16 protein-coding genes and 1 tRNA gene are annotated in these 19,145 nt (G+C 44.1%); 4 read left to right on the top strand and 13 right to left on the bottom strand.

The window, feature by feature from the left end:
* Window positions 1-176 precede the first annotated feature (176 nt).
* Window positions 177-3,734 carry a PKD domain-containing protein gene (locus ACMXI2_RS11105; protein ID WP_483781661.1) on the bottom strand — a complete coding sequence of 1,186 codons (3,558 nt, stop codon included), beginning with the start codon at window positions 3,732-3,734 and terminating at the stop codon, window positions 177-179.
* Window positions 3,735-4,786: 1,052 nt separating this feature from the next.
* A tRNA-Leu gene (locus ACMXI2_RS11100) sits at window positions 4,787-4,870 on the bottom strand.
* Between the two features lie 145 nt (window positions 4,871-5,015).
* Here ACMXI2_RS11100 and ACMXI2_RS11095 point away from each other — a divergent pair.
* Entirely contained in the window at window positions 5,016-6,293 is a 1,278-nt protein-coding gene (locus ACMXI2_RS11095) for a hemolysin family protein (RefSeq protein ID WP_483781660.1), read from the top strand.
* 187 nt (window positions 6,294-6,480) lie between these two features.
* On the opposite strand, the gene ACMXI2_RS11090 is transcribed toward ACMXI2_RS11095, so the two are convergent.
* The 5 genes from ACMXI2_RS11090 to ACMXI2_RS11070 form a co-directional block, all read right to left on the bottom strand.
* The gene (locus ACMXI2_RS11090) at window positions 6,481-7,116 is read right to left on the bottom strand and encodes a response regulator (RefSeq protein WP_483781659.1); all 636 of its coding nucleotides are present in this window, start codon (window positions 7,114-7,116) and stop codon (window positions 6,481-6,483) included.
* 9 nt (window positions 7,117-7,125) lie between these two features.
* The gene (locus ACMXI2_RS11085; protein WP_483781658.1) at window positions 7,126-7,905 is read right to left on the bottom strand and encodes a sensor histidine kinase; all 780 of its coding nucleotides are present in this window, start codon (window positions 7,903-7,905) and stop codon (window positions 7,126-7,128) included.
* Window positions 7,875-8,513 (bottom strand): hypothetical protein, encoded by a 639-nt coding sequence (locus tag ACMXI2_RS11080; RefSeq protein ID WP_483781657.1) that lies wholly within the window; start codon window positions 8,511-8,513, stop codon window positions 7,875-7,877. The genes ACMXI2_RS11085 and ACMXI2_RS11080 overlap by 31 nt, the downstream gene beginning before the upstream one ends.
* A 24-nt stretch (window positions 8,514-8,537) precedes the next feature.
* Window positions 8,538-9,086 carry a hypothetical protein gene (locus tag ACMXI2_RS11075; protein ID WP_483781656.1) on the bottom strand — a complete coding sequence of 183 codons (549 nt, stop codon included), beginning with the start codon at window positions 9,084-9,086 and terminating at the stop codon, window positions 8,538-8,540.
* A gap of 109 nt (window positions 9,087-9,195) precedes the next feature.
* On the bottom strand, window positions 9,196-11,397 hold the full coding sequence (locus ACMXI2_RS11070) for a B12-binding domain-containing radical SAM protein (RefSeq protein WP_483781655.1): 2,202 nt from the start codon (window positions 11,395-11,397) through the stop codon (window positions 9,196-9,198).
* Between the two features lie 286 nt (window positions 11,398-11,683).
* Between ACMXI2_RS11070 and ACMXI2_RS11065 the strand changes: the two genes are divergently transcribed.
* A complete protein-coding gene (locus ACMXI2_RS11065; protein ID WP_483781654.1) occupies window positions 11,684-12,328 on the top strand; it encodes a YceI family protein in 645 nt (214 codons plus the stop codon).
* 240 nt (window positions 12,329-12,568) lie between these two features.
* Here ACMXI2_RS11065 and ACMXI2_RS11060 read toward each other — a convergent pair whose 3' ends face one another.
* From ACMXI2_RS11060 to ACMXI2_RS11050, 3 genes are all read right to left on the bottom strand, one after another.
* Window positions 12,569-13,492 carry a hypothetical protein gene (locus tag ACMXI2_RS11060; protein ID WP_483781653.1) on the bottom strand — a complete coding sequence of 308 codons (924 nt, stop codon included), beginning with the start codon at window positions 13,490-13,492 and terminating at the stop codon, window positions 12,569-12,571.
* Between the two features lie 274 nt (window positions 13,493-13,766).
* Complete coding sequence (locus ACMXI2_RS11055; RefSeq protein WP_483781652.1) at window positions 13,767-15,671, bottom strand: TonB-dependent receptor plug domain-containing protein; 1,905 nt, start codon at window positions 15,669-15,671, stop codon at window positions 13,767-13,769.
* 56 nt (window positions 15,672-15,727) lie between these two features.
* A complete protein-coding gene (locus tag ACMXI2_RS11050; RefSeq protein WP_483781651.1) occupies window positions 15,728-16,180 on the bottom strand; it encodes an N-acetyltransferase family protein in 453 nt (150 codons plus the stop codon).
* Window positions 16,181-16,309: 129 nt separating this feature from the next.
* Between ACMXI2_RS11050 and ACMXI2_RS11045 the strand changes: the two genes are divergently transcribed.
* Window positions 16,310-16,447 (top strand): alanyl-tRNA synthetase, encoded by a 138-nt coding sequence (locus ACMXI2_RS11045; RefSeq protein WP_483781650.1) that lies wholly within the window; start codon window positions 16,310-16,312, stop codon window positions 16,445-16,447.
* Here ACMXI2_RS11045 and ACMXI2_RS11040 read toward each other — a convergent pair.
* The 3 genes from ACMXI2_RS11040 to ACMXI2_RS11030 form a co-directional block, all read right to left on the bottom strand.
* A complete protein-coding gene (locus tag ACMXI2_RS11040; RefSeq protein ID WP_483781649.1) occupies window positions 16,444-17,223 on the bottom strand; it encodes a PhzF family phenazine biosynthesis protein in 780 nt (259 codons plus the stop codon). The two genes, ACMXI2_RS11045 and ACMXI2_RS11040, sit on opposite strands and share 4 nt — an antisense overlap.
* A gap of 142 nt (window positions 17,224-17,365) precedes the next feature.
* Window positions 17,366-17,584, bottom strand: a complete 219-nt coding sequence (locus ACMXI2_RS11035; protein ID WP_079467539.1) for a CDGSH iron-sulfur domain-containing protein — start codon at window positions 17,582-17,584, stop codon at window positions 17,366-17,368.
* 48 nt (window positions 17,585-17,632) lie between these two features.
* Complete coding sequence (locus ACMXI2_RS11030; RefSeq protein ID WP_483781648.1) at window positions 17,633-18,013, bottom strand: VOC family protein; 381 nt, start codon at window positions 18,011-18,013, stop codon at window positions 17,633-17,635.
* Between the two features lie 307 nt (window positions 18,014-18,320).
* Here ACMXI2_RS11030 and ACMXI2_RS11025 point away from each other — a divergent pair, with 307 nt between their 5' ends.
* Window positions 18,321-19,127 carry a DUF6597 domain-containing transcriptional factor gene (locus ACMXI2_RS11025; RefSeq protein ID WP_483781647.1) on the top strand — a complete coding sequence of 269 codons (807 nt, stop codon included), beginning with the start codon at window positions 18,321-18,323 and terminating at the stop codon, window positions 19,125-19,127.
* Window positions 19,128-19,145: the final 18 nt, after the last annotated feature.

Raw genomic sequence — 19,145 nt, 5'->3', positions numbered from 1 at the left:
GGATTAATTTTCTTGTATTATCAATGCGTTCAGAAATGAAAAAGAGCCATATGTAGCAGAATTAGCCGACTGATACACCGCAATGTTGATATTCCCGTTTGCATCTGGTGTTACATTTTCTACCAGGGACACAGTTTATGAGATAACGTCTTTACAAAAAGTTCCTCATTAGTACATTAATCTACTTTCTCAACGATCACTGCATTCATAAAACACAAACCCCAAACATCCGGCATATAGCAACCAATTTTTATAGTTTCTCCATCTTTTAAATAACCTGTATAAGAAAGATAGTTGTTAACATTATCCTTACCTGCAATTGTATTATCACATACTCCATTACTGCTACCCATTTTTACCCAAATTTTCGATGGTGCAAAATCAGCTGTAGTACTTGAAAGTATCTTCAAATTGTAAGTGCCTGCAGGTAAGCCCATTCCAGGTATACCAATTACTTCACAGTTATAGTTTTGTGTAGCTGGATTAAAATTCAAAGCATAATTTAACCTCGCACTTTTAGAAACAACTGCTGGAAAAATATCGGTATAAATGTTAGCAGGAGCTTCATTGTCATTCCCATAATTACCACTATACTTTGCCCAATGAGTTGGATCAGTACTAACAGTATTGATTGACCAACCTGATACAGGGTCTGTTGCTGTTTGAATTGATGTTGTTGGGTCGCCTGTTAAAGTTGCCCAGTCAGGATGAGAAGCAGCGGTTGTGCTAGCGAAATTAAATTTGCCGAAATTGGTTCTTGGATTAGCCGTTGTTGTTTTTTCAATCAATAATATTGCAACGGTTTGACCATAATAGGATATGTTCTGATTGAATTGAAAATTAGCCAAAGCGGACATATTCATAACTATCTCTCCAGATGCATTCGGTTTAACATTATAATGGTCAGTTGTAAACATTGTGTTAAAACCCTCCAATCTACTTTGAGCGATACTGCCGTTCAATTCTGACCTGGTACCAGTTTTATTATTTGAATTAAATAAAGCTCCTGAAGTATTAGAGTTGTATATAATTACATCATAATATTTGTTTAAATCCAGTCCAGTTAACTTCCATTGCGCTGGATTAACATTTGAGTATTTGAATGCTGTTTTGAACATATCCGCACTCATACCCATGTAATTATGATTAAGTCCATCAGTTGTAATTCCTTCAGGGTTGCTAACTACTGTAAAACCTTTTGTACTTGTACCATTTTTAATGTCTTTCAAATTTGATACCATTGTATTGTTAGCCGCTGAAGTAACGTTGTTGATAGTATATAAGTTAAAAGTTGAATTACTGCCAAGATTCAACATATAATATTTACGATCTTTAGCAGTTGTCATACTATCCAAAACTGTATTCAATCGGTTTGTAAAATCCATTTTATCAGTTCCATTATTCAATTTATCCACAATTAATTTTGCTCTGGACCAATCATAAAACTTTAATTTTTCTTCTGCTTTTGTAACATAATTATTACAGGTAGTTGTCAAATTTTTGCTGTGAAAAAGTAAAAAGTCAGTTTCAAAATCAAATGGGGCAATTCTTTTATCATAAACATAATTATTCCATGTACCCTTATCATGTTCACTATTCCAGGCTATTAACGTTAATGGAGGGTATATACCTTTTGGATTGGCAGCATTGATGCTATTAACATCATCTAAGGTTGAATATTGAGAAGTGAACGGAACTCTTGTATCGTTATAAGAATGGACAAACAAAAATGGTATATCTTTTACTATATCTCCATTCCCTGTAAGTGCTACATCATTAAAAGTTGTATTGGAAGCGATACCACCAGCTAACAGATTTGGATTACCTAAAGCAACGTTAGTTGTGCCTGCGCCGCCAGAAGACAAACCAGTTACATATACTCTATTTGAATCAATTGCATATCCATTAACAGCATAATTAAGTGCTTTTTGTGCGGTTGCTAAAGTCCAAAGTTCATCATGCAATTGAGGGCAAACAACAACACACTGCATAGGAAACAACTTATTATGCAAAAAGTATGGTAATCCTTCAGCTTCCAGTAATAATTGATTGATATCATCGTTATTCTCAACGCCATTAACTCCAACTCCATGCAGGAATATTATTAAAGGGTAACCACCTGGTTTTAATGAATCATAACCTTGTGGCAAGTAAACCCATGTTTTCAAATTTGGGTTATTAGAATCATATTTGTTGTCTAAATAACCTCCTGAACTAAACATCTCCGATGGTCTGGCAACTGATACATCAATATCATCAGTGTAAGTTGAACCATGATTATCAGTGACAGTCAAACGATATGTAGCCCTGGCAGCAACAGGAATTCCTGTAACTCCTGTATTTATACCGTTTGCGTTTGAAAATGTAACACCAGTTATATTAGAAATAACTGACCATTGATAGGAAGCAACTGAAAGAGAAGGATTGTTGATTGTTACGTTTCCATAAAAGTTGGTAGTACTAACATTTTCATTTAAATATTGATCTAAACCTGCATTGACAGTTATTCCATCCCCTCCTGGCCCCCCTGGGATATTATCATCAACTACAGCTTTGACGACATTACTCCAGTTGGAAAAATACCCGTCCCGGAAATAGATCCGCATTCGGTAAAAACTGCTATCAGGGCTGACAACAAGTGTGTTTTCAGAAGGTGATGTAATAGTTTTAAAATCATTATAGGGGCCGTTTATATAAGCGCTCCGTTGTACAATGTACTTAACAACATCGGTATTGGAAGTAAAATAGCTGGCGAGTGCATTCCTCATTGCATTAAACATTACCAGGTACCCCTGGTCATTCAAATGGATATTATCGCCGAACTGCAACGAAGGTTTTAATAGATCGGGATTAGAAGGGTCTTCCAGGAGGTGATAAGCATAGATGCATCTGGCTCCGAAAGTTTTACGCAGGTTATCTGCAGTTTCTCTCAGTTTAAGGCGCTGTGAAGCACCGAAAGCCGTACGGGGAATACTGCTCATTACCAACAACTGTACACCAGCTTTTTTGCAGGCTTCATCTATCAGCAAGGTATTAGAGAGCGCCTCTTCTGTAGACATCTCACCGCCACTGGCCTGGGATGCATAGTCGTTACTGGTATTAATGAGGATAATAATATTATTCCCATCAGCAATTGCCTTCGTGACGTTTGTCGTCGAGTCTACAAAGCTATTGCTGCCTGTAGGCGCCAGATTGCGGGAATTATATCCATCTTTACAATAGTTCGTCAGCCGTGCATTGGAAGATACTGCATAAATATAAGCCTGCAGCTTTCCGGCAATGGAGTTGGCCGGTGTACTGGCATAACTCCCCGCCCCCTGGCTGTCTCCGATCAGGGCTATCTTCGGCGACTGATACAGCTCCCTGTCTGACTGCCACCATTTCAGCTGCACACTGTTGGCATCAATAGACATAGCAGCCAGCGAAACAGGTGGCACACCAACACCTCCACCGCCGGAGAACCTTACTGGTATAGTATCCTGTCCGGCAATAGCGATAGCACTGTCTCCTATATTTTCCAGGGAAAGCTTTTTGAATACTGTATTTCCATCGCCCTGGTTATACAGAAAGCCCTGTACATTTTTGGAGGCATTTTTTACCTGGAGCTCAGCACCAACAACCATGACAGTATCTTGCTTAACTCTGAATGTTGATTGGCCAAGAGCCAGAGGAGTTATGGTTAACAAGGCGAGTGTTAGTAACACTCGAAGTTTCTTGAAAAATTGCTTTTTCATTATTAGGTATTTTTAGGGATATTTGAATCACGTAGCTGTTCGTACCTCTTTTAGCATTCTGTACCCTCTGTCGGATTTCTGGATCAGCAGCTTGACCGAACGAAAAATACCAATAACATAGAACTTAAACATATAAATCATAGATACTAGGACCTGGAATAAGGGTATAAAACTGCAATTGCTATTCAACAAGATATCTTAATAGTATCATACAATATCAAGGGATTTATCCGGGGATAAGATACAGGAGATATAGGCACTAAAAAAATCACGAATATGCAGAACGTCCACTATCTTATATAGGTAAGGTACATGACATTGTATAAAAAAAAACCTTGTTGGATTAACTTATTTGGGTGACTGTTTTCATAAAACTAAGGTACAGGCTAGGGGTACAAAAAACAATAACACTTTCATGTAATTAATTATATTCGAAGTTCAGATCAACCCTAATTACCCTTGCCATGAATTATTTAACTACATGTTTGTTAAGTGTTTTTTTGTGTTGCCTGCCTTTCCCCAGTCCAGTTTTTAGATTAAAAGGGATAGCGTTAAAGTTCATAACGCGGAACTTATTATTGAGAACACTATAAAGTACATACCCGGTATTCTGCATAATATAGGAGAGGGACGTACCAAATTTCGCCTGCTCCAGCTTGAAAACCTCGGTGATACAGCTATTGCTATTACCGGTCAGGATACGGTGAGATTTAAATCGGGGTTCAATTTTACAAACGATGGTATAGGGCTCAATCTTTCTGCCCTGTAACACCAGCCGGTATAAACCGCTCCGGACGGCTGCCAAAGATGAGTTTATTCAGCTGGGCTAGTTCCTGTTGTAATACCACAATGGTACCCTGTGCCTTTTCCGATTACAAAGCTATCGTGGCAAATTATTGGTTCGATTTTCCACGAAAAACTCGTTTTTGACGGAAGCCATTATCGAACCGCCCGACTCAACGAAGCCGTTAAGCTGATATACGCGCTGGACGCGGGCTTTCCCGAAAATAAAAATGGACAAACCGAAGCAATTATCGATTTGTCCACTTTAGTGCCCAGAACTGGATTCGAACCAGCACACCCTTGCGGGCGCTGCGACCTGAACACAGTGCGTCTACCAATTTCGCCATCTGGGCAACTGATATTGTGTCAGGGCTGCAAATATAAGCAGCCATTTTATTTTTCCAAAATTTCACTGAAATATTTTTCCAGTCAACCGCCGCAATTCTCCTGAAAACCAGTCCAATAAACAAATACCCTACAACTGTTGTTAAAATAACTATGACTTCCATCCTCATCATACTCGTACTTATTGCACTCAACTTTTACTTCTCCATTGCGGAGATTGGTTTAATTTCAGTAGACAAATCCCTCCTCCAGCAACAGGCAGACAATGGCAATAAAAAAGCCCTCAACGTACTAAACCTGATCAAAGATCCGGATGAATTTCTCAGCGCCGTGCAGGTAGGCATCACACTGGTAGGCATACTGGAAGGACTATACGGAGGCGATCTCATGGCAGCCTGGCTGGAGCCGGTATTTGTTTCCTGGGGCCTGCACGAAAGTATGGCACACCTCATGGCGTTGATCGTGGGCGTAAGCAGCATCACTTATCTCACCATCGTTATCGGTGAACTGATCCCCAAAACACTTGCCCTGCTGAATCCCCAAAAAATATCTTACCTGATCACCCCCTCGATGATCCTCTTTTCAAAAATTACCTATCCCTTTATCAAACTGCTTACAGCAAGCACGAAATTCATTCTCGGCCTCTTCTCCGTAAATACGATCCGTGAAGAAAAACTAACGGAAAACGATCTGCGGAGCATGCTCACCGCAGCGTATAAACAGGGACTGATAGACAAAGGAGAATTCACGCTGCATAAAAATCTGTTCTCTGCATACGACCTCACAGCCGAAAACATTATGACGCCCTCCGGCATGATCACTTATGTAAATAATGAAATGAGCAGGGAAATAATAACGGAAACGATTAAACGTAGTATACACCGTACCTTCCGGGTGATCAGCAGCAAACAGGAAGTACTGGGCGCCCTGGGTGTAAAAGACTTCCTCCTGTATCCCGATAAGCCACTGGAAGCGTTCCTCAGTCCCGTTTCTTTCCTGTCGGTAAACCAGGCGGTGTATGATATCTTCCAGCAGCTGCGCCGCGAAAATACCAATATGGGCGTGGTGATTAACGAGTACGGCGCCTGTGAAGGAATGATTTCCTATCATGATATTGTTTCGGGACTGCTGGGCGGCAGCCTGCCAGGATTCAATACCACAGAGCGTTACCTCGTACAGCAGGAAGATAAAAGCTGGCTTACCTATGGCTACACGCGACTAAGCTATATCCGCGAAACGCTGAATTTTGAATGGCTCCGGGAATATGAAAAAGAAGATATCACTATCGCCGGCCTCCTCATCGATAAGCTGAAACATATCCCCGCCCCGGGTGAAAAAGTAATGCTCAACCAGATAACCTTCGAAATAAAAAAAATGGATCACCACCGCATCGATGAAGTGGTGATCCGTACGCAAACGCTTGCACAATAGTACTTTTACTATAGTTTATGTACCATAACCTTTCTATCTCGACACAAACAATCTTTTATACGGGGTTATCCGGCTTCTATTATCATACGGCTATGGGCGTTGGCGTATGGCATGGATCACCGCAGGCTATAAAGCGTTGAAAGCGGCATTGTCGAACCCCGTAAAAAACCTGCGGAAAAACTAAGCGCTACAAAGTAACCAATTGTCTGCGTAAAGCTTCCAGCACCATACCCGTGCGGCTTTGCACGTTTAACTTATTAAACAGTATTTCGCGGTAACCATCCACCGTTCTTTCGGTGACGTTCATTTTAGCGGCAATGGCTTTATAAGTAAGATCACTGCATGCCAGGTGAAGAAACTCCCGTTCCCGCTCCGTGAGCGTTTGCTTTTGTTCGGACTGCAGCAGCAACCGGCGGTAGTTAACATTGGAGGCATCATTGTTATACTGACCGGTGGCGTAAATTTCCGTTAATGCCTTTTCCAGTTCTGTGGGATGAATATCTTTCAGGAGATAGGCACAGCACCCGGCCTTCAGCATTTCTATGATCGTGGCGTCATTGTCTTTCATCGACAACGCTACTACTTTTACAGTGGGATATAATTTCAATACTGCCTCGGTAGCCCTGGCGCCATCCATTACCGGCATATTTACATCCAGCAACAGGATGTCGGGCAATGCAGGCAGTTGTGCCAGTTTATCCAGCATCTCCCTGCCGTTCATGGCTTCTGCCACAATATGAAAGCCGGCGAAACCACTCACCAGTAAACTAAGCGACTTCAGGAACAACTGATGATCATCTGCAATACCTATGTTGATCTTCATAAACAAAAATTATTCAAGGGGTAATGTTATCAATACTGCGGTACCGCCGGCGGTGGTCACCTCCCAGCGGATATCGCCTCCAAGTAACGTGGTGCGGTGCTGCATGTTCCGGATACCCATACCAATAGCCGACATCCCCACTTTATCAAATCCGGAGCCATCATCTGCGATAATGAGGATCAACTGTTGGTTGGCCGTTCTGATACTGATGTCAATCACCTGCGGACGGGCATGTTTTATACAATTCTGCATTGCTTCCTGGATAATCCGGAACAGGATGATCTGGGGCTCTGCCTGTAACGGCAGCACCGTTAGTTCATGGGTAAACTTTACGGTGATGGCCCTGCTGGAATTGATCCTGTCTACCTCCGCCTTCAGATTTTCTATCAGGCTGAACTGGTCCAGCCACTGGCGGCTGAACGACTTGGAAAGCGCCCGCAGATGCAGAATAGCGGTACTCAGTGTATCTTCCGCAATTTGCAGGGTGTCGGGGATTTCCTTCATGCTCCTTTGGGTAACATTGATCAGGAGCTTGGTACTGCTTAGCAATTGGCCGATATCGTCATGCAGCTCCTGTCCGAGGTGGGCAAAGGCTTCTTCCTGCATTTCAATCTGGGACCACATGAGTTGTTTGTCGTAATCTTCTTTCATTAACTTGAGCTGATGTAAGTATGCATCCTGCTTCTTCTTATAACTTATTACCGCTGCCACTACCACCAGTCCCATGATGGTAACCAGCAACGAAATAAAAATCACAGCTACAAAGAGATCCTGTTTGACCGGAAGCATACGACGCCTTTTATCAGCATAATATACAACAGGTAATTGGATAATGAGTTCAATACCGCGAAAAAATGCCTGGCCCTGGTGGTATCGTTTTCCAGTAACAGGTTATAAAAGGCATTTACACTCACGGAAGCCGCGAAATAAATAAAAAAAGCAAGGGTTAACCAAAAAACAGGGTGCCGGAATATAGACGCTTCACTATCCGGGGTTATTGAAAAAAAGGATAAAAGGCACCAGCAAATAACCAGGAAGCTCTCTATCGTGATGTTGATACCCGGAAAGGCACGCCACCCGCCCAATACAAAGCTGTAGAAAAGAGACACCATGCAAAACACAAAAATGGATACACCCATCAGTAAGCGCCAGCGGTAATCCCTGATTCCCGATCGGAGAATAATTGTAATCAGACTATATTCCAGCACCACAAAAAAATGATACACTATAAAAAAACCTAAACCTTCTGTGCCGATCAATTCCACTATTACTTCGGTAATAATAGATACGCCGAGCAATACGCACAGCAACTTTACTTCCCTGTGCTCCAGGTGAAATAAGCTAATAATAAAACAGGCTATCAATAAAGCATAATATGCGTACACCCAACCGTTCATCGGCACAAAAAGTTTTAATTCGGGTTAACTAAATATCAGGTCCAGATCTACCGTGGCTAACGGTGATCCATGACCTTTCAGCAATTCAAATAATTCTCTTAACGGAGGATCCGGAACCGGCGTTCCATTACCTCTCTCCTCTATTTTCGGATCGCCGCCGGCATGCACCATATCGTTGGCAGTGGCTTTCTGCAGCAACTGCGCGTACCCCACCTGGCTTCTGTCGAAAGTCAATCCCTCCGCTACCAGGCTCAGTTTTTCGTTGGGCTCCGGAATCGCAAAATGAAAACGTATATATTCGCAACCTTCCTGACTGAGAATACGTAAAAGAGAAGCTTTACTGAAATCCACGGAGTATGAACCCTGAAACAAAGGAATCACTCCCGGATTAGCAATTAAAAATTTGTAGAAGTTATTCAGCATGCCAAAATATGCCGCAACAGTAATGGGCATTCCATAAGTCACGGCCTGGTCCTCGGTAAAGGGCATACGGTAGTCCAGCTGTTCGGGTATAGGATTCAGGTAGCCCTGGTCGTTACAACCATAGCCTGCAAGGGACATTTGATCACTCATGTTTGGTCAGTTTAGTGGAAACAAATATTTGACTTTTTGTTCATGACTGATACCGGGAAAATCCCCGGTAATGTATTTTACTGCTTTCCACCCGCAGCCATCCTCTTTTTTACAATCTGAGCAAACCCAGCTTGTGAAGCGTGTTTACCGGCTTGTTGTCCCAAAACAATTCAAAATCATCCAGCCCCGCCGCCTCATAACTGTCTTTCACTTCCTGCAGCGTATATGTTTTAGCGTTAGCCACAGCCAGCTGTTGCAGCATCTGCGTAAGCCATGCTCCCTGGGGAGGTGGCACGCTGATATTTACTTTCTCTTTTTTGCCCTGGAAAGTTAGGGAAGACATTTCCCAGGTACTCCCCTTCTTTGACTTGGTAATAATTTCCATCGCCGGCTGTTTGCCCAGGTACACCACTTTTGATGTGGGCTTCACCGTGCCCGCTTCGTCCTCCATCAGCGCGGTAGTAATGAAATCGGGATGCACCGTGGTTTTCGGTACTTTGAAGTCGAACCATTTGGACAACGGGTAATCCAGGCAGGCGCCGTGCATAAAATTCAGCAGCGACTTCTTTAATCCATAGCTGAAAGTTTCGTGGTCCGCACCTGTAGGATCAATATGCATAATATCATTATTGGCAAAGGCGCCAATCCTGTCTGTTTCTTTTTGTACACTGAATTTCGCCGGCTCCAGTCCTACCGGGCTGTGGGCCGTCATGGTAAACTGGTGCCAGAAGGCCGATTGCAGTATCCCCGCCTGGAACATCTGCCGCACCATTTCCAGCGCATCAATGGTTTCCTGCGCTGTTTGCGTGGGGAATCCATACATCAGGTAGGCATGTACCATAATACCCGCCTCCGTGAAATGCCGGTTTACACGCGCCACCTGGGCCACGGTAATACCTTTCTGGATCAGCCCCAGCAAACGGTCGGAAGCTACTTCCAATCCGCCGGAAACGGCAATACAGCCCGATGCTTTAAGCAACAGGCAAAGATCACGGGTGAAGCTCTTCTCAAAACGGATGTTCGTCCACCAGCTAACGGTGAGCTTACGGCGGATGATTTCCAGCGCCAGCGCCCGCATCAGCGCAGGAGGCGCGGCTTCATCCACAAAGTGGAAACCGTTTTGCCCCGTTTGCGCAATGATGGTTTCCATCCGGTCGCATAGCAGCGAGGCCGTAATGGGTTCGTATATCTTTATATAATCAAGAGAAATATCACAGAAAGTACATTTGCCCCAATAGCAGCCATGTGCCATTGTAAGTTTATTCCAGCGCCCGTCGCTCCAGAGGCTGTGCATCGGGTTTACCACTTCAATAGCGGAAATGTATTTATCCAGCAGCAGGTTGCTGTAGTCCGGCGTACCCAGCTGGGCCTGTTTATAATCGTGCGTAGCTTTACTGTTCACATAGGTCACTTTCTCTTCTGCAAGCAGGAAAGTACGCTTCAGCTCTTCTGCCGTTTTCTTTCCTTCGAGAAACAACAGCAAATTTTCCAGGGGCGCTTCACCGTCGTCGAGCGTAATAAAGTCCACGAACTCAAATACGCGCGCATCCGCCAGCGAGCGCAGCTCGGTATTGGGGAACCCGCCGCCCATCGCTACTTTTACGGCCGGATAATGTTGTTTAATCCATTGTCCGCAGCGCAATGCGGCATACAGGTTACCGGGGAAAGGCACAGAAATCGCGACCATTACCGGTTGCACCTGTTGCATATGCAGCGCCAGCAGATCGGTCAGGATACTGTCTATATAGGTGTATTCCGCCTGTAATGCGGCGTATAATTCATCAAAGCTGTTGGCAGAGCGGCTCAGGCGTTCCGCATAGCGGCTGAAACCAAAGTGCGGGTCCACACATTCCATGATCAGATCCGACAGATCTTCCAGGTACATAGTGGCCAGGTGTTTCGCTTTATCCTGCGTACCCATAGAGCCAAAAGCCCAGTTCAGGTCGTCCAGCTGCGCAAATCTCGAAGCTTCCGGCAGATAATCCCGCTTACAGATAAGATGTGCCAGCGTAGGATTCTTTCCCTGTAAAAATAAAATAACCGTGTCGATGGTTTGTATGTAATCCTCCTGCAGCACCAGCATCCGTGCAATATTCTCTGAAGCCGCCACCGGCGGGGCCGCAGCGATATGCGCAAACAGCTGCTCCAGGCCCTGTTTTGAAAATAAACGGAGCGTTACCTCAATACCCAGGTCCGACTGGAAGGAAGTAATATGCTTTGTATTCAGAAATCCTTTCAGATAAGCAGTAGCCGGGTACGGCGTGTTCAGCTGGGTAAATGGTGGCGTTATTAAAAAAACGGAATTACTCAAGTCAGGTTATTTAAAACGCAAATTTAGTTCTTTTTTAAGGAGAAACGATACGGATGCCTTAAGAGTACGATGCAGCGGGCTTTTCCTGTTAGTCTACAAAATTATTTTTGATGGCATCGCTGATAAGAAAGTGGCGTCAGAGAAGCCGCCAGCGCTCAACCGCATGATGGCTTTCCCTGGATGCTTTAATCGTTGAAAAGTATTTTTAACATTTAATTTCCGGATCCCGTAAACGCTAATCCCCCCGTCCCCCTTAAATTGCACCAAATTTAAACACACAACATATATGCAACGATTAGCATCATTATTCTTTATTGGAGGATCAATCTTCCTGATGTCTTTCACCACACCTGCTACTGTCAACAAAGGAGAAAAATCAACCAAAGCGGCTTCCGCCAGGAAAGCAACTGTTTTCCTGGTAGATGTTAAAGAAAGCAAGTTAAGCTGGACAGGTAAAAAAGTAACCGGACAACACGAGGGTACCATCAATATTGCCGACGGCAAACTGGAAGTAGAAAGCAATGTACTGAAAGGTGGCAGCTTTTCACTGGATACCCGCAGCATCATAGTAACCGATATCAAAGATGCCGGTGGCAATGCTAAATTACTGGGCCACCTGAAAAGCGAAGACTTTTTCGCCGTGGAAAAATTCCCGGCAGCCACTTTTGTAACTACCAACGTCACTTCCAAAGGCGGTGGTAACTACGAAGTAACAGGTAACTTAACCATCAAAGGAATCACCAACCCGGTTACCTTCCCGGCAGCTGTAACTGTTGCTGGCAGCAAACTCACTGCCAAAGCAGTTATTAAAGTGGATCGTACCAAATACAATATTAAATACGGTTCCAAAAGCTTCTTTGAAGGCATCGGCGATAAAGCCATCTATGATGACTTTGACCTGGATGTAACATTGGTAGCTGCTGCCAAATAATTCGTTCTTGTTTTCACTACCGTATTATATAATTCCTGGGGAGCACGGGCACTCCCGCCCATGCTCCCGGGAATACCAATAACCCTCTCTTTTTACAGCAACCTTTTTTATTCGTCAGCCAATTTACTTTACCAATAAAAAAAAGGAAACAACGTGTAACCGACGACGTTAGTACGTGGTCATCGCCGGCAATGCATTGACTTATTCTCCCCTCGCAAACTATTATCCGGATGTAGTATGCTATAAATTATTCCATATATAAGTAGACAATAAATTAACCACAATACCTAAAATCACAGTCCCCAGAATCACCCCAAATAAAACCTTTCGAAAGCTTTCCCTTTTTGAGAAAATGTCCAAATAATTCCCCCAGCAAAAATTGTAAATAGGATATATTCTTCCAGCAACTGAAACGTAAATAATTAATATTACAATACTGGTAAGAAAGATATAGAATGGCTTTGAGAGGAATACCCCATACCAATCTACAACAGTGGTAATCCTTGCATTTTGTGAGATTCTGATTTTCTCAATTTTAAACAGAACAGTAACTGGATCAGTAATGACCTTTTTATCCCAATCAGCTTCAATTTGGTTTACTCCTTTTTGATAGATAACATTTCCATCACGTATCTTCTTGTCTAAATTAGATAACATTCCGAAAGAAAATATGAAAAGGAAAAAAGGGATAAATATCCCTAAAATAAATCTAGTTCCTGCTTTTGGGAAAAAAGAATCTAATGACCGTCTTTTAATTTTTGATATCCTTTCCTCAATTAATGAACTGGTAACAAAAACCCAATCTCGGGATTGGCTTCTTATTGAGTGAACAATAGCGGCCCCGCCGATGTCTTCATTTTCTATAAGATTTCTAAAATCTATTTTGATTCTCGATTTCTCATTATTATTAATTTGAATTGCATTTATTTGGAGTCTTGTCAGACTTGATGATCCCTCATTTTCCTGCTTAAGCACATCCTCTATATCTGAGGTTCTTGCAATTGCCCCATTTCTAAACTTAATCCCATAAACAAATTCAATCTTCTCTGCCGAAAGCTTCTTCATTTGCTCAACAGTTAAATCGATAATTCGCCTTAAATCCTGTTCCTTCAACACAAATCCATGATTGTAATTCTTAATAGATTCGACTAAAATCTGTTTCATAACTGAGTTTTACATAACGCGGCGCATTACCAACATATTCCGAGAATAAGTATAACAAAACACCAAAACCAATATCATTTTGCCAATAATATTACACATCTAAAACACTTTTGTACTATAAGGCTTGAAATGAATTTATTATATCCAAACTTTGTCTGAGTACAACACCAATTGTCAGAAGAATGAGACAGGAAAAGACCAATCAAAATAAAAAGGGGCTGTCTTATGTTTGCAAGCATAAGACAGCCCTTTTTATTTTTAATTATATCTTACGTTAGAAGCTCACCTTTCCTCCCACCGTTATCCAACGGCCGGGCATAGGCACAGCGCCGGCTTCCACATACGTTACATCCAGCAGGTTGTTGGCATCTGCATAGATCTGGTAACGTGGTTGCCTATACGCAATACGCGCATCTACCAGGGTATAGTCTTTATAATTTACACGCATGCAATAACGCGCTGCGGCGGAAACGCTGAAGTGACGCGCAATATCTGTACGTATGTTGGCTGTGAAATGGTGCCGCAGGCTTTCTATCACATACCGCGAAATCTTAGTCGTGATGGCATCTCCCTTAAAGGATGGAGAAAGATAATTGTAACCGGCATTTACGCCAAAGCTGTTAAACAGCGAACCGCCGGCGAAAATAGTGTTGTAGCCGCTGTTAAGCGAAAAGCCTGTTATATCTGCCCGCTGGAAATTCTGCGGTTGCCAGGGAACCTTTGTTGGGTCTGCACCACCGGCCGTGTCTTTTACAAAGTCAATAAAATTGCTGACCTGCCTGTAAAACACGGAGCCCGAAAAAGAGAACCGGCCACTGAACTTCCGTATACCCGCTTCTGCAAAAGCTGCTTTCTCCGGTCCCAGGTTTTCATTACCGGTAATACCGCCGCCTTTGTAATAAAGATCGGTGTAAGTGGGCAAGCGCTGGGCGGTACCTGCATTGGCAAACAGTTTTATATCGGGGGTAATATTAAAGCCCACATCTGCTCCCGGGAAAAATTGCCAGCCATATACCGTGTTATAATTGAGATAACCTCCAACGGTAAAACTAAAGCGGCGGTCGGCCACCGACTTGTACTCTCCGGACAGACCGAGGTTGGTTCTGTCGTGGTTACCAAGATTAGAGCTTTTAATATACTCATAACGCCCTTCCACACCGGCGCCAAAGGTACCGATAGCGGTGCTGAACGTATTATTCAACTCTGCATCAAACACGTGGGTATTATGAAGATTACGGTATTTATCAGGTTTTATGTAGATGTAATCATCTTTAGTGTACCGGTAGCTCACCCTGGGCGTCATTACCCAGTTGGGATTGATGCGCGAAGTATTGCTTACGGCGGCGAAGAGGGTTTTCACCGTTTCTTCTGAATTCAGATCGCCAGGCGCTGCGTAAAAGCCGTTGGCGCCATAGCCGTTGTTTACAAAACCAGCCATTACATTGTACTGGTGCAGGGTATCGCGGTTAAAGGCCGCCTGGTAAAATGCGCGGTAGTTGTCGTACGCTGTATTGTAGCGGTATCCATTGCCCTGGTTGCGGCTGGCGGAGAGCGACTGGCTCACGCCGTTCTTCACCAGTGCGCCGGTAGCCCCAATGCTGTAAGCGCCGTAAAGATGGTTGTTTTCGTTCTTTTTAAAGCTGCTGCCTCCGCTGCCGCTAACGGTAGCGCCGCTTTGGATGGCTTTGCGGGTAACGATATTGATAGCGCCGTTCAGCGCATTGATCCCGTAAATACGGGCGGCGGCGCCTCGTAGCACCTCTATATGATCCACATCCGCCAGGGATACCGGCAGGTTCATGATGTTATGCCCCGTTTGCGGATCGGTTATTTTCACGCCGTTCAGCAATACCAGGGTCTGATCAAAAGTACCGCCGTCTATGCCAATATCCGCCTGGATGCCGCCCGGACCGCGTTGCCGCACATCCAGTCCCGGTACATAGGCCAATACTTCTGTAATAGACGATACCGGCATGGCTTCTATCTGCCGGCGGGTGATGATGGTAATGTTACGGTTCACCGCCTTTACAGGCGCTGCCAGCCTGTTTTCCTGTACAATCACTTCATCGAGGTGATGAGTGGTAAGGGCGGACTCTGCCGGCTGCTGCGCCGTGGCGCTGCCACAGAGGCCCAGGAACAGGGATATCAGTAATTTATTATTCGGCACTGCTACACGCATCTTTTAAAAATCGTTGCTAAAAGAGCGCAAAAGTACGTATTAAATCATTTATCCAATCATGAAACGGCTTTCCGGAAGCTCAGCCATGTGTCGCGGTCCATCTCAAACCTCAATTCGCCGTTTTTCATCAGCCCCGCGTTTTTCCAGCCGCTGCGGGTATAAAAGCGGGCGGCCCTTGTACCGGGCGCCGTTCCCAGCCACAGCGACGTTTGATATACCGCAAAGTACCAGTCGAGCATCAGCTGCTGCAACTCCCGGCCAATCCCCACCGCTTCTGTTTGCGGGTCCACAAACAACGCCCAGATATTGTGCCGGTGCGTATCCACAATGGCAAAGCCTACAATAACCCCGGCTGTTTCACATAGCCATCCCCTGCCATCCGTGGTGAGATATTGCATATAATCTGCGGTAGTAACCAGGTCCGGATTATTCAGTACATTTTCTTTTACGGCGGCGCGTACCCGCTGCAAACCGGGAATATCTGCAATAGTTGCTTCTCTGAAAATCATATACAGGAATTAAGGGATTACGCTGACGCATACACGTAATTGTCAGCCAAAAATAATTTCATCACGCGAAATATATTAACCCCTGTAAGATACATTTATCTACACAAAAATCTTTAATTTTGTGGTGCTATGTCACCAGGTAATAACAGGAAAGCAAAGATCATCAAATGGATAAAAAAGCTCGGCTTCTGGGGCTTTCTTTTCTTTCTTATAAAGGGATTATTATGGCTGGCTCTGGGCTACTGGGGCGCTTCTTTGTTCCGTTAAAAGCGGAATACCCCTTCTATCACTGTTACCGCTTCTCCCTTCAGCAATACCCGGTTACCCTGCAATATTACTTTCAGTTCACCTCCCCGCTGTGATGCCTGGTAAGCAAAGAATTCATTTTTATGCAAACGCGGAGCCCAATACGACGCTAAACTGCAATGTGCCGAACCTGTTACCGGATCTTCATCAACGCCCACCGGCGTAGCAAAATAACGGGAAATAAAATCGTAAGGCCCTCCACCTCTTCCGGTAATTACCAGGCGGTAAGGCGCCAGCAGGTTCCTGTCGGGCACAAAATCAGCTACAGCAGTTCCCGTTTTCAATTCCACGATGTAACGGTCTACACTAAATTCCACATTGGTCACTTCTCCTTTAAACAATGTGCGCAGCTCTTCCGGCAGTGTGGCGGGCTCACAATCCCTGGCCGGGAAGTCGAGCGTTATCCACCCGTTTTCCCGGCTGGCGGTGAGCAAACCGCTCAGCGTAGTAAAAGAAATGGTTTCACCCGGAGCCACCAGCCCGGCTTCCCATAATACATGCGCACTGGCCAGCGTGGCATGTCCGCAAAGTTTCATTTCCACCAACGGCGTAAACCACCTCAGGCGGTAACCATTTTCCACTGGTAATAAAAAGGCCGTTTCCGCGAGGTTGTTTTCAGCGGCAATGGCTTTCAATACTTCATCATCCGGCATTTGCCCCAGGAGGCATACGCCTGCCTGATTTCCCTTAAAAGGCTGCCTGGTAAAGGCATCTACCTGAAAAAATCTTACTTCCATATGTTACTGCAATTTGTAACACAAAAATGCAGCGATTTATTTTCTGAAAACAGATGCAATTCTGCTCATTTCTACCATATCAGACGTAAAAAGGCTCCGTGCAACACCTGCACAGAGCCTTTGATACATTATCTTAATAACCCTACTTTTTAGGAGGCAGGGCAAATGCCACGGCTTCATGCTCAAAATGACCTTTGTGAGAGCCATCACAAAATGGCTTATTGGCGGAAAGTCCGCAACGGCAGATGCTTACCGCTTCCCGGCCACCCAGGTCGTAATTGTTGCCGTTTTTATCCACGATCTCAAATTCACCTTCTATTTTCAGTGAACCATTGTTGTTAACAGTAATCTTTGTAGCCATAAATGTTCCTTATTTAAGCGGTAAAAGTAAGAAAAACAAATGGCTATATTACTCCTCCTCCATCACCGAGAGAATATTTCCTGCAGGATCAGTAAACCAGGCAATCACGGGACCGCCTCCACGGAATATCCCCTTCTTGTCTGTTTTAAGTTCTCCCTCATATTGCTGGAACTTTATGCCCTTTGCCGTCAGCTCGTCTACGGCTTCTTCCACATTACTTACCGGGAAGTTAAGCACCGTAAATGTGGCAGGCGTATGATTTGGTTTTTCATAAATTAAAACCGATGGCATACCCGCAATTTTAAGTGTAATCACCGGCTCTTTTTCGCCTGACTCCACTTCTATTCCCAGTGTTTGCTGATAAAAAATCTTTGCCTGTTGCAGGTCATTTACTGAAAAACTGCTGAATGCTTTTGTTTTCCTAAACATAATAACTGATTTTTTCAGGTGAAGAATAATTCCAATGAAACCTTGCACAGCGGGCTGCTCCATCGAAATAGGCTGATGTAAATATACGATCAGCCTATCACAGTTACGGGGGGTAAACAGGGCAAATAACGGGTGTATTACGACATAAATTCTTTCACCGCTTCTCCAAGATCAATCACCCGTTCATCTCCGGCAAGCGGATTCCGCCAAGCGACAAATTCCGGCCCGCATTTATGGAACTGATTCAACACCGTTTTTTATAAACCGGATTTTACTTAAATTGCAGTGACCGCAATTTTCAGCCAAAATGATATACAGGGAAATCCTTCCGGAGCAACTGTTAAAACCATATGTAAAATGTTACTACCATTTTGAATCCGAGGCAGATACTGCTATCGACGATGTGGTATTTCCCGGCGGGCATATGGAAATCATTTTCAACATGGGATCAGCTACCTGGAAAACAGGCAGCAATAACATCTTTCAAAATACACCTAAAATTGAGCTCTGGGGACAAATTACCCGTCCTCTTCCCGTGAAAGCGGTGGGTAGCTATAATAAAATGCTGGGCGTGAGATTTTACCCTCATACCGCCGCTTTTTTTATGCAGGAAGATATCGCGCTGCTGAATAACCAGGTGAACGACCCTGCTGATATGCTGGGTAAACCTATCCGCCAATTACATATGAAGCTGCTGGAAAAAGAAAACCTGGAGCAACAGATCAAACTGATTTCACAATTCCTGTTAAACAGGTTACAGGAAATAAACAGGAAACCGCTGAACATCGCTATGGTGGGCAATATCATCCACCAGATGAAGCAACCGGACGCCGACGCAAAAATTGAAAGCATCGCCCGGCAACATCTTATATCTTCCCGGTATCTCCATAAACTCTTCTTACAATATACCGGCGTTCCGCCAAAATTCTATGCAAAGCTGTACCGGTTCCAGAAAAGCCTGGAGCTGGTAGAAAAAAATAAACTTTCCCTCACCGCTATTGCCTATGAGTGCGGATATTTCGACCAGTCCCATTTCATCCGGGAATTTAAATCCTTCACAGGCGTTTCCCCTGCGTTCTATAAAGTTTCCCCCTATCCTGTTACGCTGATCTGATTTGTTCCGTTTTGGAAA

This window comes from Chitinophaga sp. G7 BAM 1005 (genome assembly GCF_057126945.1).
This window is presented reverse-complemented; position numbering and strand designations above follow the sequence as displayed.